At 66.6% G+C, this 24,442-nt stretch carries 19 protein-coding genes and 2 pseudogenes; 9 read left to right on the top strand and 12 right to left on the bottom strand.

The window, feature by feature from the left end; all coding sequences use genetic code 11:
* Positions 1-52 precede the first annotated feature (52 nt).
* Positions 53-1,345 carry a CdaR family transcriptional regulator gene (locus tag QE397_RS16380; protein ID WP_307096020.1) on the top strand — a complete coding sequence of 431 codons (1,293 nt, stop codon included), beginning with the start codon at positions 53-55 and terminating at the stop codon, positions 1,343-1,345.
* 87 nt (positions 1,346-1,432) lie between these two features.
* On the opposite strand, the gene QE397_RS16375 is transcribed toward QE397_RS16380, so the two are convergent.
* Positions 1,433-2,647, bottom strand: coding sequence for an acyl-CoA dehydrogenase family protein (locus QE397_RS16375; RefSeq protein ID WP_307096018.1), 1,215 nt, complete (start codon positions 2,645-2,647; stop codon positions 1,433-1,435).
* 253 nt (positions 2,648-2,900) lie between these two features.
* Between QE397_RS16375 and QE397_RS16370 the strand changes: the two genes are divergently transcribed.
* From QE397_RS16370 to QE397_RS16360, 3 genes and pseudogenes are all read left to right on the top strand, one after another.
* Positions 2,901-3,446, top strand: coding sequence for a flavin reductase family protein (locus tag QE397_RS16370; RefSeq protein WP_307096016.1), 546 nt, complete (start codon positions 2,901-2,903; stop codon positions 3,444-3,446).
* Positions 3,443-3,844, top strand: coding sequence for a nuclear transport factor 2 family protein (locus QE397_RS16365; protein ID WP_307096014.1), 402 nt, complete (start codon positions 3,443-3,445; stop codon positions 3,842-3,844). The genes QE397_RS16370 and QE397_RS16365 overlap by 4 nt, the downstream gene beginning before the upstream one ends.
* 177 nt (positions 3,845-4,021) lie before the next feature.
* Positions 4,022-4,642, top strand: a pseudogene (locus tag QE397_RS16360) (DDE-type integrase/transposase/recombinase); the annotation flags it as partial.
* A 132-nt stretch (positions 4,643-4,774) separates the two neighbouring features.
* Here QE397_RS16360 and QE397_RS16355 read toward each other — a convergent pair.
* From QE397_RS16355 to QE397_RS16340, 4 genes are read right to left on the bottom strand one after another with little or no spacing between them, the layout of a single operon-like run.
* The gene (locus QE397_RS16355; protein WP_307096012.1) at positions 4,775-5,257 is read right to left on the bottom strand and encodes a helix-turn-helix domain-containing protein; all 483 of its coding nucleotides are present in this window, start codon (positions 5,255-5,257) and stop codon (positions 4,775-4,777) included.
* A 9-nt stretch (positions 5,258-5,266) separates the two neighbouring features.
* Positions 5,267-7,111 carry an FAD-dependent oxidoreductase gene (locus QE397_RS16350; RefSeq protein WP_307096010.1) on the bottom strand — a complete coding sequence of 615 codons (1,845 nt, stop codon included), beginning with the start codon at positions 7,109-7,111 and terminating at the stop codon, positions 5,267-5,269.
* Positions 7,108-7,683: a cysteine hydrolase family protein gene (locus QE397_RS16345; protein WP_307096008.1), complete on the bottom strand. Its 576-nt coding sequence runs from the start codon at positions 7,681-7,683 to the stop codon at positions 7,108-7,110. Before QE397_RS16345 ends, QE397_RS16350 begins: the two co-directional genes overlap by 4 nt.
* Complete coding sequence (locus QE397_RS16340) at positions 7,680-8,255, bottom strand: isochorismatase family cysteine hydrolase (protein ID WP_307096006.1); 576 nt, start codon at positions 8,253-8,255, stop codon at positions 7,680-7,682. The genes QE397_RS16345 and QE397_RS16340 overlap by 4 nt, the downstream gene beginning before the upstream one ends.
* Before the next feature lie 340 nt (positions 8,256-8,595).
* Here QE397_RS16340 and QE397_RS16335 point away from each other — a divergent pair, with 340 nt between their 5' ends.
* Positions 8,596-11,118, top strand: coding sequence for a CoA transferase (locus QE397_RS16335; protein WP_307096004.1), 2,523 nt, complete (start codon positions 8,596-8,598; stop codon positions 11,116-11,118).
* Here the strand turns inward: QE397_RS16335 and QE397_RS16330 are convergent.
* Positions 11,087-11,692, bottom strand: a complete 606-nt coding sequence (locus QE397_RS16330) for a TetR/AcrR family transcriptional regulator (RefSeq protein WP_307096002.1) — start codon at positions 11,690-11,692, stop codon at positions 11,087-11,089. The two genes, QE397_RS16335 and QE397_RS16330, sit on opposite strands and share 32 nt — an antisense overlap.
* An 85-nt stretch (positions 11,693-11,777) precedes the next feature.
* On the opposite strand from QE397_RS16330, the gene QE397_RS16325 reads away from it, so the two are divergent.
* Positions 11,778-13,496, top strand: coding sequence for an NAD(P)/FAD-dependent oxidoreductase (locus QE397_RS16325; protein ID WP_307096000.1), 1,719 nt, complete (start codon positions 11,778-11,780; stop codon positions 13,494-13,496).
* A 51-nt stretch (positions 13,497-13,547) separates the two neighbouring features.
* Complete coding sequence (locus tag QE397_RS16320) at positions 13,548-14,759, top strand: oxygenase MpaB family protein (protein WP_307095999.1); 1,212 nt, start codon at positions 13,548-13,550, stop codon at positions 14,757-14,759.
* 32 nt (positions 14,760-14,791) lie between these two features.
* On the opposite strand, the gene QE397_RS16315 is transcribed toward QE397_RS16320, so the two are convergent.
* A complete protein-coding gene (locus tag QE397_RS16315; RefSeq protein WP_307095997.1) occupies positions 14,792-15,760 on the bottom strand; it encodes a sugar phosphate isomerase/epimerase in 969 nt (322 codons plus the stop codon).
* A gap of 1,430 nt (positions 15,761-17,190) precedes the next feature.
* Positions 17,191-18,042: a helix-turn-helix transcriptional regulator gene (locus QE397_RS16310; RefSeq protein WP_307095995.1), complete on the bottom strand. Its 852-nt coding sequence runs from the start codon at positions 18,040-18,042 to the stop codon at positions 17,191-17,193.
* A 102-nt stretch (positions 18,043-18,144) separates the two neighbouring features.
* On the opposite strand from QE397_RS16310, the gene QE397_RS16305 reads away from it, so the two are divergent.
* Together QE397_RS16305 and QE397_RS16300 are read left to right on the top strand one after the other, a co-directional pair.
* A complete protein-coding gene (locus QE397_RS16305) occupies positions 18,145-18,906 on the top strand; it encodes an SDR family NAD(P)-dependent oxidoreductase (protein WP_307095991.1) in 762 nt (253 codons plus the stop codon).
* An 80-nt stretch (positions 18,907-18,986) separates the two neighbouring features.
* Complete coding sequence (locus QE397_RS16300) at positions 18,987-19,889, top strand: oxidoreductase (RefSeq protein ID WP_307095989.1); 903 nt, start codon at positions 18,987-18,989, stop codon at positions 19,887-19,889.
* Between the two features lie 163 nt (positions 19,890-20,052).
* On the opposite strand, the gene QE397_RS16295 is transcribed toward QE397_RS16300, so the two are convergent.
* The 4 genes and pseudogenes from QE397_RS16295 to QE397_RS16280 form a co-directional block, all read right to left on the bottom strand.
* Positions 20,053-20,640, bottom strand: coding sequence for a hypothetical protein (locus QE397_RS16295; protein WP_307095987.1), 588 nt, complete (start codon positions 20,638-20,640; stop codon positions 20,053-20,055).
* A 122-nt stretch (positions 20,641-20,762) separates the two neighbouring features.
* Positions 20,763-20,945: pseudogene (locus QE397_RS16290) on the bottom strand (hypothetical protein); the annotation flags it as partial.
* 507 nt (positions 20,946-21,452) lie between these two features.
* Complete coding sequence (locus tag QE397_RS16285) at positions 21,453-22,241, bottom strand: alpha/beta fold hydrolase (protein WP_307095985.1); 789 nt, start codon at positions 22,239-22,241, stop codon at positions 21,453-21,455.
* Positions 22,242-22,605: 364 nt separating this feature from the next.
* Positions 22,606-24,396 carry a siderophore-interacting protein gene (locus QE397_RS16280; RefSeq protein ID WP_307095982.1) on the bottom strand — a complete coding sequence of 597 codons (1,791 nt, stop codon included), beginning with the start codon at positions 24,394-24,396 and terminating at the stop codon, positions 22,606-22,608.
* Positions 24,397-24,442 lie beyond the last annotated feature (46 nt).

Raw genomic sequence — 24,442 nt, 5'->3', positions numbered from 1 at the left:
GCAACGACACCGGACAGGCGCGGCGCAGCAGCGGCCGCGGCGGTGACGCCGCGTGAGCGATTCGACCGCCGTGGTGTGGCTGCGCAACCTCACCCCCACCGACCCGGCGACCCCACCGCCCGCCAGCACCGCCGCAACCATCGCCGACGCCGCCGAACGTATCGGATCCGGACCCGTCGCCTGGGCCTGCGAGGTCGGGCTCGACATGGCCACCACGATCGTCGAGCAGATCACCGAGATAGGCGGCGGCGCAGAACAACTGAACACCCTGCGGATGGGCACGGAATCCTCCGCCATCCGCGCGTTGATCCGCGTCGCCGGTCTCGACGACGACCTCCCGGCGATCACCGAGGAAGCCCTGCGCGGTGACCGCGAGTTCGTGCGCCGCGGTGTCGCCCTGGACCGGGTCCTGCGCGGTGTCCGGCTCGGTCACGCCCGCATGGCGAGTGCGTTCCTGGGCGCGTGCGCCGCGCATGTCGTCCCCGACGACCGTGCACCTCAGATGCAACAGATCTCCGAGTTGCTCTTCGACTACATCGACGAGTTCGCCGGGGCGATGGCCGCCGAGTACGTCGCCGAGCGCGACCGGTGGATGGCCAGCGCCGCGGCCGCCCGCGCCGAGACCGTGCGCGCGATCCTCGCCGGCGAGTTCGGGGACTCCAGCGCCGCCACTGCGGCACTGGACTACGACCTCAGCCGCGACCACGTCGCGATGACGTTCTTCTACGACCCTCCGCGGCGGCGGTCCGACACCACCGACCTGCTCGTCGCCGCCCACCAGGCACTGACCTCCGCCGGCGCCACCCAACGATTGGTACTGCCGATCGGAGCGGGAAACGTGTGGGCCTGGGGCGGACGGCACCGCTTCCCGGCGCGGATCGTGCTCACCGACCATCGACCCACCGCTGTCGACATCCGGGTCGCCACCGGCGATCCCGGAGCCGGGGTGACGGGTTTTCGGCAATCGCATCGAGAAGCGCTCGCGGCCGAACGGTCCGCGCGGATGGCGCGCCGACCCGCACCGGTCACCCACTACGCGGACGTGGCCGTCCCCGCCCTTCTCGTCGAAAACCTCGACGCTGCCCGCGCGTTCGTCGGCCGCGAACTCGGACCTCTCGCCGAACGCACACACCAGGCGGAGGACCTGCGGGCCACCCTCCTGCAGTACTTCGACGACGAATCGAGCCCGTATGCCGCCGCGCAGGTTCTGCACGTCTCCCGCAACACCGTCGCCTACCGGGTCAAGCGGGCGTCGGAGTTGCTCGGGTACGACGTGGCCACCCGCCGCTACGACCTGCACGCCGCGCTGAGGCTCGTCGACACCTACGGCGACGCCGTCCTCTGACCGAGACCTCGTAGCCTGCGCCGGACAGCACTGTGGGGCCGGTGCGTCACCGGCCCCACAGGGGTGTGCTTCGCGGCCTCGGCCGCGTCAGATGAGCGGGGTGACCTGCTCGGTGACGCCCAGCATCGCGCGGCCGTACGCCTCGGCGGCGATGGCGGGGTTGACCACAGCGTGCCGCGAACCGGTCTCGAGGTCGCGCCACATGCGCTGCAGCGGCGAGACTTCGGCGAAGCTACCCGCACCCTGCACCGTCAACAGCAGGTCCATCGCCTCACGGGCGCGGGTGGCGACGACGCCGACGTCCATACGCACCCGGGCCCGTGAGTCGAAGGCCATGTAGTCGGTCGAGCGTGCGGCTGCGTCGATGTCCTCGGCCGCCCGGAAGCAGTGCAGCATCGCGGTGTCGACCAATGACGCCGCGTGGGCCATGTTGATCTGCGTGGACCCGGAGTCGATCGACTTGTCGTAGAACGTGTACGAGATGCCGCGGCCCTTCGCCAGCGATCCCTTCACCACCTCCAGGGCGCCCTGGGCGAGTCCGAGCTGCGGGCCGACCAAGACCAGCGCGAGCACCGGGACGAACGCCGAGCGGTAGAGCGCCTCCTCCTTGTGCTCGGTGGGGTAGGAGCCCTCGATCGCGGCGGTGACGGACAGGATGCGGTGCGCCGGCACGAACACGTCCTCGGCGACGATGGTGTTGCTTCCGGTGCCGCGCATACCTGCGACGTACCAGGTGTCCTCGATCGTCAACTCGCTCATCGGAATCAGCGCCATACCCTGATCGATCTGCGTTCCACTCTCGTCGACCACCGGCACACCCAGCATCGCCCACTGCGAATGCAGCGACCCCGACGCGAATCCCCACTTGCCCGTCACGCGCAACCCGCCGTCGACAGCGACCGCGGTCGAGTTCGGGGCGACCACTCCGCAGACCCGGGCCTCCGGATCGGCGTCGAAGACATCGCGCTGCGCCTGATCGGGGTAGAGGCCGATCAACCATCCGCACACGTTCATCAACGTCGCAGCCCACGCGGTCGACCCGCACGCCCGGCCCAGCGTGGAGGTCACCTCGAGGAACGTCCGGAAGTCCGCCTCATGGCCACCCAGACGCTTCGGAACCGAGATCTTGAACAGTCCGGCGGCGGCGAGTGCGTCGATGTTCTCCTGCGCGACCCGGCGATCGGCCTCGGTACGGGATGCATTCGAGCGCAACAGATCCAGCAGCTCCTCCGCTCGTCGAGGCAGCTCGACCGACGGATCGAGCAGTGCGTCGGTGGTGGGGCGGTCCGCGGTGATGGTCATGAGATGTGGTCCTTCCGAGAGTTCGTACCCGAATGGGGCGTGGCTCACATAGTCACGGCTGTCACCGCGCGAATTCTCGTGCAGAACCGCCAATCCGGGCCGCTGGGACCGTGCAGAACGCACAGTGTCGACCCATGGGCGTGCAGCGAGCCCAACGTGACGGCGATCACTACACCTGTCCGCGCGAGAAAGCGCAGTTAGCGTCGCGGTTCACTTCTCAGAAACCAGGCCCTGCCCAACGAAGGAACCCGACATGACAGCTCCCTCCACCACCCGACCTGCACTGGACCCGTCACGGCTGCGGCGCGCTCTGGGCCGCGTGCCGACGTCGGTGGCCGTGGTGACCGGGGTGGTCGACGGTGAACGCGTCGGCATGACGGTGGGGTCGCTGACGTCGGTGTCCTCGGACCCACCCCTCATCGGGTTCTTCGCTGCCGCCCGATCGCACACCTTTTCGCAGCTCCGGCGGTCCTCCGACCTGTGCGTCAGCGTGCTGTCCGAGGCGCAGGGCGCGGTCTGCTACGGATTCGCCTCCCGCGACGGCGCCAAGTTCGACTGCGGCGAGTGGGACTTCGAGTCCGGACCCGCCCCCCGCTTGATGACGGCGAGCGCTCGGATCGAGTGCACGCCGAGCACGATCTTCGACGCCGGCGATCACGTGGGGATGTTCGCCGCGGTCACCGACGTCGACTACTCCGATCAACGCCCCTTGGTGTTCTACCGCGGCAAGCTCGCCCGGCTGCACCCGAGCGTGACCCACCACCCCGCGACGTCGCGGCTCGACTGGTGGTCGCTGTGAGCGCATTGCGCCCCGCAGACCTGCGCCACGAGGTCGACAACCTCCTCGGTCGGTACGCCGAATGTGCCGACGCCCGCGACGCCTGGTCGGTGGCGGAACTCCTGGCCCGCGCAGACTTACATTTCACCGGGACGACCATCGCCGGCCGCGACTCGATAGAGCGGCACTACAGACTCTTGTTCGAGACTCCGCCGGCCAGTCGGCATCTGATCACCAACGTCATCGTCGACGCACAGCAAGACCACGCCGACTTCCGGTGCCGATACAGCCGATGGCAGATCGATCCCGGAGCGCAACTTCTCGCCATTGGCGGCTACGCCGGAACCTGCCGCACCGATGAATCCGGCTTCTTCCTTGCCTCATTCGCAGTCACACGATCCTGGCAAACCGAGTCGTGAGAGAGGACGTGGATGGTCGAAGGCGCATACGAGCAGTTGGCGTTGTATCGAACCTTCGATGACCCCTTCTAGAAGACGCTGAACTGGGGATTTGCCAGACATCTTGGGTAAACTTCTTCCCGTCAATCGGCCGGTGTTGCGTTGAATCCCGTGTTGCACATCGATATTTGATCCGTAGAGCGGATTCGACGTTACGAACACGACTGTCCCGGCGCCACGTATCAATGCCGATGTCAAGAAGCTGGGCAACATCCCGACCGGCGGAGGGTGGCGCTTCGTGGGCCGCTCTCAGGGCGGAAAGAACCGCGCAGCGACCCCGGAGCACGCCGCAATGCTTACCGCGGCATGTTGCTCGGTCACTCGTTCATGCACACCGTCATCGTCAACCACTCCCGTGTCGCCTACGCCGAGATGCACGACGACGTGACCGCCGCAACAGCTATCGGTGTTTTGCGCCGGGCGTGAGCTGGTTCGCCAGCCGCGGGTCACCGTCGAGCGCGTCATGTCCGGCAACGGCGGATGCCCCAAGTCCCATACATGGCGAGATGCGTGCACTGAGCTGCAGATACGACACAAGCGGACCCGCCCGTACCGGCCGCAGACCAACGGCAAAGATCGAGCGGTTTCACCGCACGAGCCCGGCGAGTGCGCGTTCGCGCGGCGTAGCCGAGCGAATCCGTACACCGATCGGCATTATCGACCCGGCTGCACACCTACAATCATTGCCGGCATTACTCCGCTAAAGGCAAAGCTGCGCCCATCTCCCAATTGACCAACCGCTCCGGGCAGTACAACTAAAGCAGCTTCCGCCGCCACCGCATCATGCACAGTCTGCGGCCCTAGTCGCCGCGAACGGGAACACTGTCCGGTGTTCCTCCTGATCCGGGCAGTTCGCGAACCTCGACGGGATCTGACCGCCGACCCGATACCTCAGATCGCGGGTCGCAAAACAGGTGTCGCGGTGGGTCCCGCGCTCGTGATCGTGTCACGGTGGTCGAGCGTGCGGTCCGGATGGTCCGGGCAAGCGACGACTGCCGTGACCTGTCGGCCGCACTCTCGGTGCTGTACCTGCCATGACCCCGTGCCGTCCGCGGTGCGGTGCCGGTCGCCCCACTGGAGCATCGCGATCAGAATGGGGAAGAGGTCCAGACCGGATTCGGTGAGTCGGTACTTCCGTCGTGTGCGTTGACCGGGATCGCGGTACTCGATCGATTCCACCAGCTGCGCATCCTGTAATTCGCTGAGGCGGCGGGCGAGTACCGCTTCGCTGATCCCCATGTGCTCCCGAATCTCGTCGAAACGATGAACGCCGTTGAACAACTCACGCACGATAAGAAGTGACCACTTGGCGCCGACGACGTCCAGGGCGGCTCGTACCGAGCAGTTCTCGGTATCCACATCCAACCATCGCATGTCGCCAGACTACGTCTCGCGCGCGGTCGATCCGAGTGGGACCGGACGGTCGAGCGGTCCGTCGTCGACGTGCCCCGGACGCAGGAGATCGGCGACGATGCGCCGCAGTGCGCCGAGGTGCAGGTTTCCGACGTCACGCGGCGTACATCGGTGGGTCAGACACAACGAGGCCGCCGCGGCTGCTGCGACGGCGTGGTGGGCTCCGTTTCCCATGAACTTGGTGACCGACCCAGCGACGTGCGTGACGCTGATGTGTTTCCCGGCCATCAGGACGTTGTCGAGGTCCGCGGAGTACAAGCAGCGCAGCGGTATCTCGAACGGGCGGCCGTCCCGCGTGTCCCACTTCCAGTCGGCGAGCCGGAAATCGTACTTCTCGTCGATCGGGTAGTGCAGGCAGAACGGGCCCGAGTTCATCACCACGGCATCGTCGAACCGTCGATGCTCACGAATGTCGTTCTCGGTCAGAACATGGTCGCCGAGGTAACGCCGGAACTCGCCCTGCGCGCACACGAAGGCCACCCAGTCCAGGGCGAGGTTCGCGTACTCGTCCGGCTCGAGCGTCTTGACGTTGGCGAACGTTCCGTAGATCGCGCGCAGTAGGTGGTCCCGGATGTGCTCGCCCTGCGTGTACGGGTCCAACCACTGCCCGTACTCCCAGAAGTGTGACGCCGGGACGAGCATCCGCCGGCGCGTTGCCGGGTCGGGGTGTCGGAACGCTCCTGCCACGGGCCCGGATCCGTTGTCCAGCCCCGGTCTCACGAGTTGGCCGTTCAGGTTCGCGTAGTCCTTGGAGACTTCGGTGGCCCACGGAACTTCGGGGAAGACAGTGGGCTCCGAACGCTCGTGCGTGCGGAAGAACAGGGTGTGTCCGTGGTGCTGCTCGAGTCGATGCTCCGGTGCCGTCGGCTCGTCGTACTCGGAGGCCGCCTCGTTGCCGAACAACGTGCGGGCACCGGCCAGGATGCCGATGAGAGCAGTTCCACTGCAATCGATCACGATCGGCGCGCGGAACCGACGTTCGAGTCCCGAGCGTTCGTCACGGGCGTCGACCGCGGTGACCCGGCGGCCCTCGGTGACGACACCGAAAACTCGGTGCTCCAGGAAGATCGACGCAGTGAGCTCCGCTTCCACCAGCGACCGAGCCCGCAGATCACCATCGGGGAGACGCTCGGACAAGTCGTCGACGAACGAACCCGTCTCCCCTCGCGGGGTGATCCCGATCTCGACGCTGGCGTTCCCACCCAGAACGGGCCGGTCGTGCACGAGAGCGACTCGCAGTCCCAATCGTGCTGCCGCAAGGGCCCCCGCGCTCCCGGAGAACCCGCCGCCGACGACGATGACGTCGAAGTCGCCGCCGTCCACCGGATCGTCGGGGAGGCCGCGGACACGGCGCCTCCAAGCCCGCAGTTCGGTGTCGTCGTCCGGGGGTGGTGTGTCGCCGGTGCTGAGAAACACTGCGTCACATCGGGCATCGAACCCGGTGAGGTCGTGCAGGACGACGTCGTGGTCGCCCGGTGCCAACTCGACAGTGCCCGCGTACTCCCACGCCCATCCACGCCCATTCGCTCCGAGCGTCACCGGGAGCGCATGCCGACCGACAGCGACGGTGAAGCGGCCAGGGTGGTGGGCCGGCACCCAGTCCTTCGTTCTGACCCACACGCGATACGAGCCGTGGGCCCCCACAGAGGCACTGGCGCGGGCGTCCCGAACCGGGCTTCCCAGGCCGTGCGCCAACAGGTAGGGGGCGCCCATCTCGTGCTCGAACTGAGAATCGAAGACCCACCCACCGCGGCGGTCGAAATCCGCCGCCTGTACCAGGATGGAGTGCTCGGCCTCATCGTGACCGCGGGTCACCGCGTCCTCGCCATGATCTCGGACAGCGGGGATACGGCGTGGACGAGTCGGGGCAGGGTGACCTCCAGCGCGGCTCGGTGAACGGACGGGCTCGAGCCGATGCAGAAATCGCTCACCACGGTGGTGTGCAGACCCGATTCGGTCGCGTCCCTGGCGGTCGAGTCCACTTCGATGTCTGTTCGCTCACCCGCGATGAGGACCCGGTCCACGTGCTTGTCGGTGAGAACTCCCGACAATGCCGGACTCGAGAAGGCGGACAAGCCGGGAAAGGGGTCGAGAACGGTCACACCGTCGTCGGTCGCGCGCGGGACCCTCGGCCTTTCACCCGGGCCCGGTGGGTGCGATGCGTTGTCGGAGAACGGTGTGCGCGGAGCCAGGAAGACGGCGATGCCGGACCTGCGTGCCCAGGTGATCAACCGTGCGGCGGGGAGGCGATCGTCGAGGTCGACCGACCCACCGGTCGTCACCAGCACGACGGCAGTGTCGGACGCGCCGTAGAGGTTCTGCGATGACATGCGGCGGCCCACCAGGGTGCGCATGGTTCGGACGACCGACGCCGTGAACAGGCTCACGAGACGAAGTCCGCGGTGGTCGGCATGTCGTGCACGACGAGGGGCAGCGAGCCCTGCACCGCTGCCTCGTGGTCGGCCGAGGTCCAGGCCGCGACCGCGTCCCTAGGCACACTCACGTGATATCCGAGGTCGACTCCATGGCGGGCGGTGGACTCGATGAACGTATCGGTGAGCAGACCGCAGATCACGATGCTGTCGATCCCGATCGACTGCAGATGTTCGTGGAGATCCGTTCCCCCGAAACCGCTCGACACGCTGTGTGGGGTCGCGACGAACTCACCGGGGTCGGGTGTCAGGTCCTTGTGGAACCGCCCGCCGAAACCCGAGAAGAAGCGACTCAGGCGAACGAGATCCTGGTTCGGAGTCGGGAAACGATGGGTCGGCCGACCGGAGTGGGGCGAGTGGGGTGCGAACACGACGGGAATGCTTCGCACTCGTGCCGCGTCCATGGCTCTGCGCATGTTACGCGTGAGACCGATGCTCCCCGAGACGGTTCGGAGCAGCGGGTATCCCTTGCCTCGGCGCGAGATGAAGTCGTTCAACGGGTCGACGACCACCAGTGCTGTCGGCATGCAAGATTCCCCTGTCGGTGAGAACGCGACCACCTCGGTCGGGATGACTGTCACATCAGAAGCTAGGTCCGCTCGGCGCGCATGTCAATGTCGGAGCGGCGTCGGCACCGTCTCGGTCATCGGTCATCGGTTGTCGTCCGAGGCCCCGGTGTGATGAATTCCAACTGATGCCACCGTCGACGGTGGCGCGTGTGTTCTGGATTGTCGGTGCTGTGCCGGTGTACTACCGTCCCGGCAGTACACCGATCGGTGTCGTGGCGATGCCCCGGCCGTGCATCGTCCGAAGGTGTTGCCGCATGCAGCGCGGGACCGGGCGCGCAGGCGGCGGAGAGGATTCTCGATGAATGGACGAACCAAACGGCCGGGACAAGCGCAGGAGGCTGCGAGTGGCCCTCTGACGGGCCTGCGTGTGCTGGATTTCGGTCAGTACATCGCCGGGCCGATGGCGGCGGTGTTCCTCGCGGATCAGGGCGCGGACGTGATAGCCGTCGACCCACCCGGTGGTCCGAGATGGGACCACCCTGCTGCCGCGGGCCTGGCGCGGGGCAAGCGCAGAATCGAACTCGACCTCACCACGGCGGATGGTCTCGCGACTGCGCATCGCCTCGTGGACGGCGCGGACATCGTCGTCGAGAATTTCCGCCCCGGGGTCATGGCACGGCTCGGCCTGGGCTACGACGCCCTCTCGCAACGCAATCCCGGTGTGATCCTCGTGTCCATGCCAGGCTTCGGCAGATACGACGAACGTAGTTACATGCCCGGTTGGGACGGTGTGATCGGTGCGGCTTGTGGCCTTTTCACGAACCTGTCGACGGTGGGGTCGGTACTAGGGCTTCCCCCTGTCTTCACCGCACTGCCCATTCCGTCCGTGTACGCCGCCGTGCACGGGGCCATCGCCGCGGTGGCCGGAGTCCACGGCCGCGACCGCAACGGTCACGGCGACTGGATCGAGGTGCCACTGCTCGATGCGGCGATGTCCGCTGCTGCGGGGTATCTGCTCCGTGTCACCGATCAGCCCGCGAGGTACAACGAGCCACCCTTGCCGTCCGCCCTCCTCGATCGGCTCGACCTGCACCGCCTCCCGCGCTGGTTGTCGCGCGCTCTCGAGGTGCGCGCCCGTGCCCTGTTCCCGCCCTTCTTCCGGAACTACCGAACGAACGACGGCCGGCACCTCTTTCTCTGCGCGATCGACCACGAGAGGCACATCGACAGAACGTTGACCGCCCTCGACCTCGGTGAGCGATCGCGCGCACTGGGTTTCGTCCGGGGTGACGCATTGGATATCCCTGCCACGAAGACCAACATCTACGCATACCGCTCGCATCCTCGGTGGAACCGGTTGAGCGCCGCGATCCAGCGACGTCTGGGCAAGAGGTCCGCACTCGAGGCCGAGGACGTCCTCGGTTCGTGCGGCGTGCCGGTGGGAATGCAGCGCACCACGAGTGAGTGGACCGCCATGCCGGAGATGCGCCGCACCGGCGTGGTCATCGCGACCGAGGACGGGGTGCAACCCGGCCTGCAGATCGATGTCGTCGGCCGCGTCGAGACCGGTGCGGACGTGGTGGCGACCGAGTCGCCGTCGAGCGGGTCCGCCGCGGTCGACGATGTCTCTTGGGACAGTCCCGCGCAGCCGTTCGCCATGAAGTCCGGCAGCGTGTCCCAGCAGGCGACCGCGCCGTTGGCGGGGACAACGGTGCTGGACATGGCGAATGTGATCGCAGGTCCGGTTGCTGCACGCACCCTCGCCGAACTCGGCGCGACCGTCACCCATGTCGACCCGGTGAGTCCCACCATGGGACCTCGACTGCTTCTTCACATCGGCATCGAGGTGAACCAGGGAAAGCGGAGCGTCGCGATGGACCCGACCGAACCCGACGGCCGTGAGGTTCTCGAAAGCTTGATCAGGTCGTCGGATGTGGTGGTGTACAACAAGACCGAGCAGCAGGCCCGACGCCTGGGCGTGTCGCCGGAGGACGTGCACCGCCTCAATGATCGTGCCGTCGTCTGTGCGATCACCGCATGGGGCGGCTCGTCGCCGGGGGAGTGGGACGAACGGCCGGGCTACGACCCGGTCGTCCAAGCGGTGAGCGGCGTGATGTCACGGTTCGGCGGCCCGGAGCACCCGGCGGTGCACGGCGTCGCCGCCACGATCGACTACTTCACGGGGTTCTCGGGAGCGTACGCCGCGATCGTCGGGCTGTTGGCCAGGCGCAGAGGCGGACGCGATCTCACGGTGCGGACATCGTTGGTCCGGAGCGCAGGGTGGGTCCAACTGCCCTTCGTCACCGGTCGCGATGTTCCCGAGCCATCCGGCCACGCGACCCTCGGCTGGCACGCCGCCGACCGGATGTACAAGACCCGCGACGGATGGATCCATGTGTCGGCGCTGCCGAGCGCGTGGCCGCAGATCCGGGACGGGCTGCGTAGCCATGTCGCGAACGCCACCGACGTGACCTGGTCCGACGCCGACCGCACCCTCGAGCGGTTGTTCGCGCAGCACCCGACCAGCCGATCACTCGCTATCGCACTCGGCGCAGGGTTCGCCGCGCACGACGTCGTCAACGCTCGGGCCATGACGCGGGGTGCTCATTCCGGACGCTTCGACGGGACGGTGGTCACCCCGGAACTTGCATCGGGCCGAGTGGTGTCGGCGCAACACCCCAGTGGTACGTCGGTCGTTCTTCCGGACAGCACCTGGAACCGACCGCTGCGGTCTCCGCGGCGGCGTCTGACGCCGGCACCGTCTCCCGGTGCGGACACCGCGGACATCGTCCGGGCGGCGGCGCCGGGTCGTGACCACACCGGATCGTCTGCGTTCTCAAAGGCCTGGTTCAACCCCGCGGAGGGGTATCTGCCGACGTGAGATGGTGGTCGAGGAGAACGGTCAGGTGGGTCTCGACGTCGTCGAGCGCACTCACCGATCGTTGAGCGACGCACATCATCACGGCACCCTCGACGGCCGCCAGAACAGTGGTCGCCAGCGAACCGGCCGTCTCCTCGCGTATGCCGTGCTCGACCATCGACGTCGTGAGAGTGCCGCGCCACCGAGTGAACTCGGCACCGGCGAGGTCGGCGACGGCGGGCGTGGTGGAACGCGACATCGCGGCTGCGGCCACGGGACATCCTGCGTCGAAGTCGCTGTCCGAGACGACCTTCTTCCAGTCCGCGATGAACGCGGCGAGGGCATCACGCGGTGTCGCACCGGACGTTGCAGCGATCATCTGTGCCTCGATGTAGGCGCCGGCGAGCCGGGTGGCCTCGGCGACGAGTCCCGACTTCCCGTCGGGGTAGTGCAGGTAGATGGATCGCCGTGAGACCGCGCCGTGCTCGAGTATTTCCGCAACGCCTGCTCCCGCCACGCCCTTGCGACGCATCAGGTCGATGGTGCTCAGCAGCAGCCTGTCTCGCGCGCCAACGGTCTTTTTTCCGGTCGCCACTGTTGCCACTATACCGATCGTTGCACTAGCGTTTCGTTAGACCGATCGGTGTAACAGGGTGCCGACGCTCTCGAGGGGGAACATCATGGAGGAGTCCACAGCGGGGTCGCACGCGTGGGACGCGATTGTCATCGGTTCGGGACTGGGGGGTATGTCCGCAGCCGCCTACCTCGCGGCTGCGGGCCGGAGCGTGCTGGTGCTCGAGCGGTACACCACCCTCGGTGGTTCGTCGCACGTGTTCGGCCGCCGTGGTCGGTGGGAGTTCGATTGCGGGGTGCATTACATGAGCCATTGCGCGCCGGGCGGCATCGTTCACGACATGATGCGCGGCCTCGGCCTCGACGACCGCATCTCGTGGCTCCCGATGGATCAGAGCGGCTTCGATCGCATCGTCGCCCCCGGGTTCGAACTGGCGACTCCCGTGGGGTGGGACGCATACCTGTCGAGCCTGCTCGACACCTTCCCGGACGAGCGACGGGCCGTCCGGCGTTTCCACGGCATCATGCGTCGTATCGGCGAAGCTCACGACCGTAACGACATGGATACCGCGGGAGGAGTTGCACGGTGGGCGGCGCGAGCGGGTCGGGCCGCGCCGTTCATGGCGCTGCCGTATGCGGCGACGCTGGCGGCCTGTCGGCTCGGTCCCCGCACGACCCTGGCCCTGTCGGTGCAGTGCGGCGCCCTGGGAAGCAGTTCGTCGGTGCTTCCCACCGCGGCCATGGCCGGCTTCTTCCAGGACTACGTCGGGACCGGCTCGTTCTATCCCAAGGGCGGTGGCCAGATACTGGCCGCCGGGTACGCCGAGGTGATCACCGCACACGGAGGGACGATTCGAACCAACAGCGAGGTCGAGGAGATCACCGTCGTCGACGGCGCAGCCACCGGAGTGCGCCTGACAGGTGGCGAGCAGATCTCCGCGTCGGTGGTGGTGTCCGACGCAGACATGATCAAGACCTTCACCGACCTGGTGGGACTCGACCGGTTACCGCGTCGCTTCGCGAAGCGGGTTCGAGGGTGGCGCATGTCGCGGCCGCTGATCAACGGGTTCTTCGGAGTCGAGATCGATCTGTCCGACCGCCCGAACAGCAACTATTTCGCCATTCCCAATTTCGACGACGCCACCTCGCTGCGATCCCTCGTGGCGTTCGACCGCGATGTCATGAGTGCGAAAGGCGCGGAGTCGGGAGACCGGTGGGCGCGGCAGGTGGCCGCGCGCCAGCCGATGTTCGTCCAGTCGTCGTCGCAGCGTGATCCGTCCAATCACCGTGCCGCACCGGCCGGGCATGCCACCATCGAGGTCCAGACCATCACACCCGCGTCCTCGCGTCTGTGGGGTGTGACGGGGTACGGGGTCGAGTCGGGGGAGTATCGGGAGTCCGCCGAATATGGAGAGGTCAAGAAGATCATCCTCGACGGCATGCTCGAACGCATGGAACAGGCGTACCCAGGGTCGTCGTCGAAGGTGAAGCTCGCGGAGCTGGGGTCGCCGCAGACGCAGACCCGGTACGTCAACAACACCGCAGGTGCAGCGTTCGGTCTTCAGACGAGTCTCACCCAGGTGGGGCCGATGCGTCCCGGCGACACCACGCCGATCGACGGGCTCTACACCGTCGGTACGAGCACTGCGTGGGGCCCGGGGACGGTCGGGTCGATGCTCAGTGGTGTCCATGCCGCCGGCACCATTGTCGGGCGCGATCTGGTCGCCGAGATCCGTTCCGGCGCAGTGCTGTCGACGTCTGCACTGCCGCACTGGGGCGAGGACTTCGACCCGTTCTCCGTGACCCGAGCGCTGCACGACCGGTGATGCGCAGCCCGCGAGTGCAGTCCATGTCGTCCCTACGAAACGAAGGTGCCCATGACCACGATTCCTGACCTCGACCGTCCTCTGGCGAATCGAGTGGCATCCGCGGAACTTCTCGCGCGCACGCCCGGGTCCGAGAACTACCTCGATCCGGTGTCCATCGACTACGAGGCGTGGAACCATGTCGGCGATCCGCTGTGCGAGGACCTCCTGGCGATCATGCGCGAGAGAAAGCTGATGGGAGGAGACATCTACAGCGCCGCACGCGATCTCGAGTCGTCCGGCGTCGAGGAAGCGGTTCGGTTCTTCGCCGACGTGGAGGCTGTGCCATCGTGGCTGGACGTCGACTCCTTGCGTATCGGTGCCAGGGCGGGGAAGCGGTACCCGCTGGGAATAATGTACGGAATCCACGGCGCTCTCCCCCTGACCTACCTGGACCCTGCCACCGCGGACGTGATGGGATCGACGGGGCGACTCGCCAGCGGCGGTGACTTCCGCCGACGCTTCTGGGAGACCGCGACAGGCTTCGTCGGTGCGCTCGATGTCGACGGAATGCTGCCCCGTGGTGACAGATGGGTCCAATGGGTGAGAATTCGGCTGCTGCACACGATGATTCGGATGGGGATTCACCGCGGTGGTCGTTGGCCACGGTATGGCACGGGGACGCCCATCAGCCAGCTCGCCACCGCGGGTACCACTTATATCTTCGGCGATTATCGCGTCAACATCCTCGAGTACTTCGGCGGGAAGGTCAGTGCCGAGGAGCGTGACGGGTTCGCTCTGATGTGGCGGTGGGTCTCGAGGATCGAAGGTGCCAACAATCAACTGCTCGGCCGAACACATGCCGAGGAGCGGGAGATCCAGAAGCGCACGCACGAGGCGCTGTTCGGCTACAACGAGAAGGCGCAGGATTTGATGGAGGCTGTGGTGGCCGGTACGTCGTCGATGTCGTCGTTCGGTCGTTCGAGGCGGCTCAATCACGCCGTGGCGCGGGAGGTTTTGGCGCCTCGGATGATCGACACCGTGAACGACCGAGACGTGAGGGAGACACTCGGCCTCGCGCCGCGCACACGGGACGAACGGGTGCTGCGGGCCGCGGCTCGCGTCATGAGGGGCGTCAACTCGGTCACCCGAATTCCGGCGGTGAGCCGTTTCGTCGAGGCGCGAGGGCAGAAATTGCTCGACGATGCTGTGGCGCGCGGACTCGGGGGAGTGGCCGCCGACTTCCGCGGGACGGCGGTGGCCGGCCGCCCTACCGACAGCTGACCATCCTGCGCCTGCCGGCCGTGACCGGGGGCTCAGATCTGAGCGGGCTTCCAGTCCGGCGCGTGCTCGAGAATCACCTGCCGCAACAGGTGGGCCGCCTTGCCGACGCCTTCCGAGGCGTTGACCAGCGCGTCCTCGTGCTCGATGTTCAATGTGCCGTCGTAGCCGACCGCTTTGAGGTTGTAGACGAAGTCCGCCCAGAAGGTGGCGCCGCCCGGATGTCCGAGGCCGAGGGTGACGTAGTTCCACGCACGGTCCTGAGGCCGGGTGATGGGCACGACGTCGAGCAGTCCGTCCGCGCCGGCGATGCGGTGGTTGATCCTGACGTCCTTGGCGTGGACGTGAAAGATCTTCGCGTTCAGTTCCGCGATGACGGACGGGATGTCGGCGCCCATCCACATGAGGTGGGACGGATCGAGGTTGGCGCCCACCACAGACGGGTCGGTTGCATCCGACAGTCGGCGCAGGGTGGTCGTGTTGTGGACCAGCTGAGCGCCGCACGCCTCCACGGCAAGACGCACGCCGTGGCGTTTCGCGTGCGCGGCCAGCGAGGTCCAGTACGGGAGGGCCACGTCGTTCCACTGGTAATCGAGGACTGCGATGTTCTCCGGGGGCCACGAGGTGGTGACCCAGTTCGACGTGGTGTCGTCCCGGCTACCGCCGGGAAGGCCGGACATCAGAACCACGGTGGGAACACCGAGTTCTCCTGCGACCATGATGGTGTCGCGGACGACCTGATCGTGTTGCGGCCCGGTCACGGGGTGCAGTTGATTCCCGTTCGCGTTGAGTGCGCTGATGGTCAGACCGCGTTCGGTGACCGTGTTCACGAGGTCCGCTCTGGCGGTGTCGGACGAGACGAGTGAGCCCAGATCGGCGTGCGGACTCGTCGACCAGTTTCCGGTGGCGATCTCCACCGAGGACACCCCGGCTCGAGCGGCGGCATCCAGTGTGTCCGTGAAGGACAAGTGACTCAGTGAGTCCGTGATCAGGCCGATCTTCATCTGTGGTCCCTCGCACCATACGTACGTCGACGACTACCGATCAGAACCCGAGCGCCGGTAGATTTGTGAAGACATTACGTCTTGTGCTGGTGACCCACAACACTCCTACGGATCTTCGAAACGTCTCCCGGATCACTGGCAACAGCCCCGCGAGGGCGATCCTGCCGGTAGGAAGCGCTGGCGGATCGGCCCGTCTGGTTGTTCTCGAGCGGCCCGGTGGACCAGGGCGTCGACTGGTCGGAACAACCCGGACACGGGGATAGCGACGTGGGCCTGGAGGGCGCGGATCTCACGTTCGGTGGGCACCTTGATCCGACCACGCTCGGTCCGGTGGAGCGGATGGTGACCCGGATGATCCGCTCGTAGGACTGCGTCGAGTGGCATCGAGGAAAGGACGCGGTCGATCAGTAAGCACCTGACGGTGGTCTCGAACGGTCGACGGCCCGGCCGCGCGGGCTGACGTGGTGCACCGTTCCATCGACCAGCTGTTATCACTCGTAGGGTACTTGAATATGCATTTGCGCGACGCCTTCGTCAACCGCGCCCACGTCGAATAAGTCGGATTTCGACCCGACGCCATGAGGGGCGTGCATCCGGGAGTCGTGCTCGGTGCTCCGGTATTCGCTCGATCTCTGCACTCGGAGGGTTGCGCACCCAGCTCGCCTGGTGACCGAACTGTTCACACCGGGACGGCGGAACGTCGGATCGCTCCGTTCCGACTTCGATGATCTCAGTCGACAACCGAGTAGGAGATGGAACGGGCGTGCAGCAGACACTGATGACCGACGCGGTAGCGCATCCCGTGTGGTCCGAGTAGCAGGCGCATGGCAACGCGCGGGCGGAACAGGCGATCTCGGTGTCACGAGAGTGTCACAAGTCGGGGCGGACGGAGGTGGACCGGGGCGAACGCTGATGGACGAATGTGCAGCTCAGGCCGGGTTGGCTGAGTCCAGGTGAATCCACCTGATCGGGTCGTCGAAGACTTGTAAGCGAAAGGTCGTCAGTTCAATCCTGACAGGAGGCTCTCGATATGCCTCTGAACTGGACAAACGTCACGAAATAGCCCTATTGCGCTGCCCGCTTCGGGCCTGTCACTCCGCCCACCGACTCATCGCAGGGGGAGCACCAATGAGCGACAACACCGTGAGACCTGTACGAGCGTCCGATCGCGCGCTGCCGCATCCACCGCGGCGTTACCGGTGGTCGGCGACATCCTCGATTTGCACGTCACCGAGTCCAGCCAGTGGGCGAAGCGAGATGCGCAGGAGTACGGCTCGGCTTTCGGACGAAACGAATTCGGCACCCGCGTGACGTACGTGTCGGGACCCGTGGAGGTTGCGGCGGTGAACGACGAGACGACCTGGGCACAGTCGAAGGTACTGCCGATACCACCCGCGCGGGGTTCGGCCGATCGTGTGATCGTCCGCGCGTCAGCCCATCGACTCGGCAGATGCCGGGCCCCACGACGCCAACATCGGAAGTGCCCGAGCAGTGGACGACTCAGGCTCGACGGTGTAGACGATCAAGCGTTGCTCCGGATCGTGGGGCGACACAAGAGATTCGATGCCGAACGCGAGTCGGCCGACCACGGGGTGAGCGATCATCTTGTCGACGGACGTGCGATCCGCTACACCGTGATCATCCCACCACCGGTCGAAGTCTTCACTTGCCGAACGTAATTCGTCGATCAGAACCGTCAATCGGGCATCGTCGACATGACGACCGACCTCGTAACGCATCGCACCCACCGCGGCCGACGCGTAATCGGACCAGTTGACGATGCGTTCCCTTGCACGCGGGTCCAGGAAGAGCCAGCGCACCAGTACGACGCCCCTGTCGATCTCCTCGCCGAGGACTGCCCGCGCCAGTATGTTGCACGCCAGGATTTCCGAGCGGCGCCCGAGCACGAGCGCGGGAACGTGATCCATCGTGGTCAGCACCCGGAGCAGACCAGGATCGGGTCGTTGTGGAGACTCCCACATGCTCGAGCGTTTCCGGCGCATCGGAGCGGCGAGATTTCGCAGGTGTGCGTCCTCGATCTCGTCGAGGCGCAAGGCCCGGCTCAAGGCGTCGACGATGTCGTCGGTGACCGTGTGCTGGCGACCCTGCTCCAACCGGCTGTAGTGGTCGGGGCTCAGTCCCGCGAGCACCGCGAGCTCCTCCTTACGCAGGCCCGGAACGCGCCGCGGACCGGGAAATGGCGCAATCCCCGCTGTTGCCGGCGTGAGTGCGTCACGTCGGGACCGGAGGAACGCTCCGAGTGCGGATCTGTCTGCTGGCACCCTGCCGAGACTACGGAGACATCCCGGACACTGCCTGGTCACGGCGTGACCAGGCAGTGCTCCCCCTGGTGCGTCACGTGATCGCACTGTGGACTGGCCGTCATGAGCAACCCATCGAATCTGACCGCCCGCACCGCCGTCGTCACCGGCTCGACGAGCGGAATAGGCGCCGCTACCGCCCGCGAACTCGCGGCCCGTGGCGCGCGCGTCGTGATCACCGGGCGCGACGCCGAACGTGGTGCGCACCTGGTCGCCGAGATCGAAGGCGCCGGCGGATCCGCCGCGTTCGTGAACGGCGATCTCGCCGCGTCACCTGCCGACCTGCGTGCGCTGGCCGCCGCGTGGACCACCGCTCTCGACGGGCGGGTCGACATCCTGGTGCACAACGCGGCACTCTGCCCCGCCGTCGACACCGTCTCCCTCACCGACGCCGATCTGGAAGCGACACTTGCCGTCAACGTCCGGGCACCGCATGTTCTCACCGCAGCCCTGGCGCCGGCAATGGCCGAACGAGGCACCGGCGCGATCGTGGTCGTCGGATCGTGGATGGCCACGGTGGGCCATGCATTCGTCGGCCTGTATTCCGCCACGAAAGCGGCCGAAGCTCAGCTCGCTCGAAGCTGGGCCGCCGAGTTCGGACCGCAAGGGGTGCGAGTGAACACTGTTGCGCCGGGCGCCACGCGCACTCCGATCAACGACTCGAGTAGCGACGTCATCAGTCAGATGACGGCCGGCATTCCGGCCCAACGTCCGGGTAGGCCGGAAGAGATCGCGTCGGCCATCGCGTGGATGGTCTCGGATGAGGCGGCTTACCTGCACGGGGCGACGATTCCGGTGGACGGTGGCATCACCGCAACCCGTTAGGCGGCGGTGGCTGAGGTTCTCGTGGAGTGCACCTTTGCAGTTCGCCGAGTGACCCGCCGCGCACGGCTACTGTTGGACCGGTGACCTCGACGTGGACGACCGTAGACATCCCGGATCAGACGGGGCGGCGTTTCGTCGTGACCGGCGCCAACAGTGGCTTGGGTGCGGCCACGGCCCGAGCCCTGGGTGCTCGTGGGGCGGAGGTGGTACTCGCGTGTCGCAATACCGACAGGGGAGTGGATGTCGCCCGCGAGATCGGGCCGACTGCGACCGTTCGCGAGCTCGATCTCGCCGATCTGGCCTCCGTGAGACGCTTCGCCGACGCAACCGAGCCCTTCGACGTCCTGGTCAACAACGCCGGTGTGATGGCGCTGCCGCAGAAGAAGACGGCCGACGGTTTCGAGATGCAGTTCGGGACCAATCACCTCGGCCATTTCGCGTTGACCGGACTGCTCGTCGACCGCATCTCCGACCGGATCGTCACGCTCTCCAGTCTCGCGCACACGAGCGGACACATCTCGATCGACGACCCCAACTTCGAGCACCGCCGCTACAGTCGCTGGGCTGCCTACGGCCAGTCCAAGTTGGCGAATCTTTTGTTCGCGTACAAGCTTCAGCGGCGCCTGTCGGAAGCGCGCTCCTCGGTCGTCTCCGTCGCGGCGCATCCCGGTATCTCGTCCACGAACCTGGCGTCCCATACCGAATCCGCCCTGGACAAGATTTTCTCGTTGGGAGCGGGCGTCATCGGTCAGAGCTCGAACATGGGAGCATTGCCGCAGCTGTACGCGGCGACGGTCGCCGGCGTCGAGGGAGGCTCGTACATCGGACCCGACGGGTTCCGGGAGATGCGTGGACATCCGACAGTCGTCTCGTCCAGTAAACGTTCGCGCGACTTGAAGCTCGCGACCGCCCTGTGGAATCTGTCCGAGCAGCTGACCGGGGTGAGCTACACGAGCCTGCGCCGGGACCCGCCGATTGCCTGAGGGCTCCACTGCCCGGGGGAGCACGCTGCCGAGATGCTGTTCACAGGCAGTCGCGTCACAGCGGAGACCAGCTTCCCATCGGACTCGCGAACCGGGTGATTCCGGCGGACCAGCCAGCACATCGGTGCAGGCTCGGATGGACCTCCGCGCGTGCGGATACCCCTCACAAGTTCGCATTCGGTGAACCATTCATCCAAGCCTCTGTCCGTGCCCGGTTCTCGGGCAGATCCACCGCGAAACCGAGGTGCCGTGACAACGTGGTCAGGCGGTGAGCCACGCTGCTGTGGTGCAGGTTCACTAGCCGTGCTGCGCTCCGGAGCGTTCCGGAGTCGCGGTAGACCTCCAGCGTCGACACCAGTTCGGCTCCGTTGTACATGTCGTCCAACGTTCGGATGCGCACGAGGTCGGCAACGTTGTCGTAGTCGGGTGGGTGTTCGCCCGCGAGGAGGTCGCCGAGCACCGAGGTCGGCCGCATCGACGACCGGACGGGTAGTCGTGGTCTGGTGGTAGGCGAACTTGCTGTGCCGACGAGGCGGTGAGCCGTCGCTGCTGGCGCCAGAAGCGAAATACCCATTGCCACGGTTCGAGTCGTCGTGCCGGCAGGCAGATGTTCCGCGTCGGCGAGTGCCCTCCGCGGCTGCACGATATGAGCCGGTGTCAGAACCATTCGATCGACGAGCATGTCATCGAGTGGAAATGGCGTGCCGATCCACTCGATCCTGACGGTTCCGACGACGATGTCGTCGATCACGACGACTCTCGTGGACGACGTCGAATGGCGTGATGTCAGCAGATCTATATCGACGTCGGAGGCGTGGAGCGTGCTGACTGCGCCCCGCACAGTGCACCGCTCGCTTCGGAATTCTCACCTGTTCACTCTTTCTGCGTGTTGTCGTGTCGCTGGCGCTGTCTGGTTCCGTAGGCGGCTTCCTTGACTGCGTCGTCGTCTTCGAGGCCGGATCCGAGGGCGCCGCCGATGGTGGCGATCGAGGCGAGGAGCCAGCTGAGTTCGAGGTAGTCGGCGGTGGTCGCGCTGTGCCCGAGGGTCGAGGACAGGACGTGCGCTCGGAGGGAGAGGGAACTGACACCCTCCGAGTAGCACCGACGATGCGGCCCTGCTCACGATGCCCATTCCCGGGCAGCGTCGCGGCGACCTCGCCGCCGAGGACCGGGGCGATATATTCGGCCGGCCCCGATTCGTTCAGCATGTCAGCAGTGAAGCAGGCACCCGCGCCAGGCAATGCGTCGGGTCACGACCACTCCTGAGCCTCATGCCCGATTGCACGAAGATCGTCGACTCGCTCAGTTCGGGGAAATGCCGGAGGCGTGCTCGTGCGCCACCTGTGAAGTCACCGGACGAGAGGAATGGCGGCCCTCCGGCCCTGCCCGCACGCCGCCTCCGATCTGATGTGCGGGCAGGGCCGGATCCCTCGGTAGGACGCGCCGCGACCCTCCCGCGACACCGGGACAGTCGTCACCACGCAGCGAGTTCGCCGGGGGCCGGTCGAGGTCGCCGGCGAATGGTGACCCGCGATCGACATGCACTGGTCGGACCTTTGAGAATCATCCTCTCTCGGTGCGGTCGAGAATCAATCGAGTGGCTTCTCGAGGTGCGTCCCACTGCGGAAAGTGACCGCATCGCTCGAACCAGTGCAGAACGGCATCGGGGAACAGCTCCGAAGCGCGCGCCGCTTGCTTCGGCACTGTCACCAGATCTCGTCGTCCCCAACCGATTGTGACCCGTCCGGGCACTGTGCCGGGCGAGGCGCCTTCCTGCTTCGGCCCATGGATGAGGGCATCGAGAGCGGCCTCGGTCGACGGGGAGTCGGCGAGCCCTCGCACGTCGGGCAACACGGTGTCGCGCGGGAGCGCCCATGGCCGCGCCGACAACTGTGCCAGCAGCAGGGTCCTTCCCGCAGGGTTGCCCAGAAGTGCAGGCAGGAAGCGCCGCAACAATTTGACAAGGGCTATCGACGGCCGGAGTGTGGCGCCGAAGACAGCGCGTTCGCGGTCGCTCCAGAAACCGCCGGGGTCGAGTGCCACGGTGTCGCCGCCGACTCCCCGTCGAGCAAGTTCGAGGACGATTCGACCGCCCATGGATTGACCGACGGTGGAAATGCCACCCAGATCGTGTTCGCGAATGAAGTCCGCGACGGAGTCGGCGAGAGCAGCGATCGATACTTCGCCCGTCAATGGCGGCGTGTCGCCGAACCCCGGTAGGTCGACCGCGATGACGTCACGGTGTTCCGCCAGTTCGTCGATGATCGGGGACCAGGATCGCCATCCGACGCCCAAGCCGTGCACCAGCAGCAGCGGGCTGCCATGTCCGAATCTGACATAGTTCAACGTCATATAGTTGACAGTACGCGAATGCCCGGTCGACGCAGGGGTTCCGGAAGACCGATGGCACCCGCTCGCCCAGCGTTCGAGTCGGCCACTCTTCGCCGGGTACGACTGTTCGGGACCACGTCACCGGCGTGGCGATTCGCCTTCGCTGATGATTTCGAGATGTCCCGGAGGCGACAGCGCGTCTTCGCGTTGCGGCTCGTCCCGCGGTGAGAACGCAGGTGCGCCGAGGCGGTCGTCATCGGGCTGTCCTGCTGATCGCGTGTGTGCAGCAAGTCCAATTGCAGGTACTTGTCTCGGTCGTCGAGACCGCGTGCGCGAAACAGTCGGTCGGCTTCCTGCGAGGTTCAGACGAGAGTCGTCCGACCCATCACGTCGCCGACCCAGATCGGCCTCGAAATTCGACCACAGTGGACCCCCACCCGAGGGTTCCGACACGTGCGTCGGCCCCGACGGACTCGGCAATCAGCTCGCGCACCTCGGCTTCGGTGCGTCGCCCGGATCCGTACAGGCACAGTCGCAGAAGGTCGTCCTCGGTGTCGTGGTCGTCGGTGGTGGCCGGATCGAGCACGTCGGTGACGAGGACGACCCTGCGCGCGGAGGTCGCCAGCATCGACAGCAGCAGGCGGGCGTCGGCGTCCGGGTGGGTGTCGATCAGGTCGACGGCGATCGCGAGGTCCACGGGGGACGCAGACCGGGCGACGTCGCCGGAGTCGACGCATCGGACCGCACCTCGCCGTTCGTGGGCCACGTCCGCCACGTTTCGGCCGTTGCGGTCGGGATGACCGACGAGCGTGATCTCGAGGTCGGGACGTTCCCGTACGAGGGTGTCGGCGTAGACGCCTGCCCCGTCGCCGTGGAGTGCGACCGTCCGGACTCCGTCGAGATCGACCGCGTCGGGCAGTGCGGGAGCGCGGTAGACAGCGGAGAACGCCGCTTCCTCGTGGAACTCGTCCGCGACACCGGGCTCGGCCATCTTGTCGGCGAAACGATGTGTCGCAGCGGGTGTCCCGGTCCGGATCGTCTCGGTGAGTCCGAGGAGCGACCGTTCGAGTCGGGTGTGGATCCTGTCGTCGTGCAGCGACTGGTTGAGAAACGCGTCCGGGTCGGCGAGCAGGGACCCCATCTCGGTGAGGGCGCAACGCTGACCGTCGGTGGTGAGAAGGTCGAGCAGCACGAGGTGCCGCACCAGCTTCGCCGTGGCGCCGGGGTGAGTGCTGCATGCTGCGGCGATCGCGTCGACGGTGTCGGCGCCGCCGTCGACAGCAGCGAACACCCCGAGCGTCACCGCGGTCCTGATCACCAGCGGGGTCGCCAGGTCCGCCATCTCGTGCAGGCGCGCCGCGGCGTCCCTCGCCTGGCCGCTCTCGGCCGGGGACGCGTCCGTTCGTTCCTCGCGTCTACGCCAGTACCCGGCGATCTCGACGAACTTCTTGTCGATCTGCTTGTCTAGCTTCGCCCATCGACGTAGTGGCGTGATGGTCTGTGCTTCGCCGGCCACCCACAGGTACGGCTGCCCGGGTCGCCACGGCGCCGTTCGGACCGCGTCGACGAGCCGGGAGTCGCCTCCGGCTTCGGACCGGTACAGCCAGGTGATGTCGACGTCGGCAGCCGAGCGCAGTTCCTGTCGGTGCGAGCGCTCGGCCACTTCGACGACCACCGTCGCCGGCAGATCAGCGGGCAGCATCTCGAGGCAGCGCGCGATGGCGGGCAGGGCGGTCTCGTCGCCGGCGACGAGCATCCAGTCCACCTCGCGCGGCAGGCTCGCGGAGTGTTTCGGTCCGGCGATCAGCACCGTGTCGCCGGGCTCCACCGTCCGGGACCACGTCGCTGCGAGTCCGCCCTCGTGGGCTGCGAAGTCCAGCACCATCTCTCGCTCGGCCTCGTCGAACCGGCGCACGGTGTACGTGCGTGCGTACGGGAACGATCCTGCGGGCCAGTCGACGGTGCCGTCGTCCTGATTCCTGGGTACCGGGAACGGCAGGGTCCCGGTGACCGGGTCGACCGGAAGAATCTTGACGTCGTCGTCGAATCCGGTGGTCCGCACCGGAGGCAGCTCGACACCGTCGCGCACGTGCCGGTCCATCGACGGCCCGCCCACCACGACCCGTCGCATCCCGGGGGTCACGTCCTCCACCCGCAGGACATCGAGTTCTCGCATGCAGATCGGAAAGACCTGAACGTCGCGCACTGTGCCCGCCATAGGA

The organism is Rhodococcus sp. SORGH_AS_0301 (genome assembly GCF_030818285.1).
Classification (GTDB): domain Bacteria; phylum Actinomycetota; class Actinomycetes; order Mycobacteriales; family Mycobacteriaceae; genus Rhodococcoides.
Note: the sequence above shows the minus strand (reverse complement) of the source record. Positions and strands in the feature narration are given on the sequence as shown.

Coding starts and splice junctions, on each gene's coding strand:
- QE397_RS16325 (WP_307096000.1), top strand. CDS start 11,778: ATGGAGGAGTCCACAGCGGGGTCGCACGCGTGGGACGCGATTGTCATC.
- QE397_RS16340 (WP_307096006.1), bottom strand. CDS start 8,255: ATGCCGACAGCACTGGTGGTCGTCGACCCGTTGAACGACTTCATCTCG.
- QE397_RS16370 (WP_307096016.1), top strand. CDS start 2,901: ATGACAGCTCCCTCCACCACCCGACCTGCACTGGACCCGTCACGGCTG.
- QE397_RS16320 (WP_307095999.1), top strand. CDS start 13,548: ATGACCACGATTCCTGACCTCGACCGTCCTCTGGCGAATCGAGTGGCA.
- QE397_RS16280 (WP_307095982.1), bottom strand. CDS start 24,396: ATGCGAGAACTCGATGTCCTGCGGGTGGAGGACGTGACCCCCGGGATG.
- QE397_RS16285 (WP_307095985.1), bottom strand. CDS start 22,241: ATGACGTTGAACTATGTCAGATTCGGACATGGCAGCCCGCTGCTGCTG.
- QE397_RS16315 (WP_307095997.1), bottom strand. CDS start 15,760: ATGAAGATCGGCCTGATCACGGACTCACTGAGTCACTTGTCCTTCACG.
- QE397_RS16305 (WP_307095991.1), top strand. CDS start 18,145: ATGAGCAACCCATCGAATCTGACCGCCCGCACCGCCGTCGTCACCGGC.
- QE397_RS16355 (WP_307096012.1), bottom strand. CDS start 5,257: ATGCGATGGTTGGATGTGGATACCGAGAACTGCTCGGTACGAGCCGCC.
- QE397_RS16375 (WP_307096018.1), bottom strand. CDS start 2,647: ATGACCATCACCGCGGACCGCCCCACCACCGACGCACTGCTCGATCCG.
- QE397_RS16335 (WP_307096004.1), top strand. CDS start 8,596: ATGAATGGACGAACCAAACGGCCGGGACAAGCGCAGGAGGCTGCGAGT.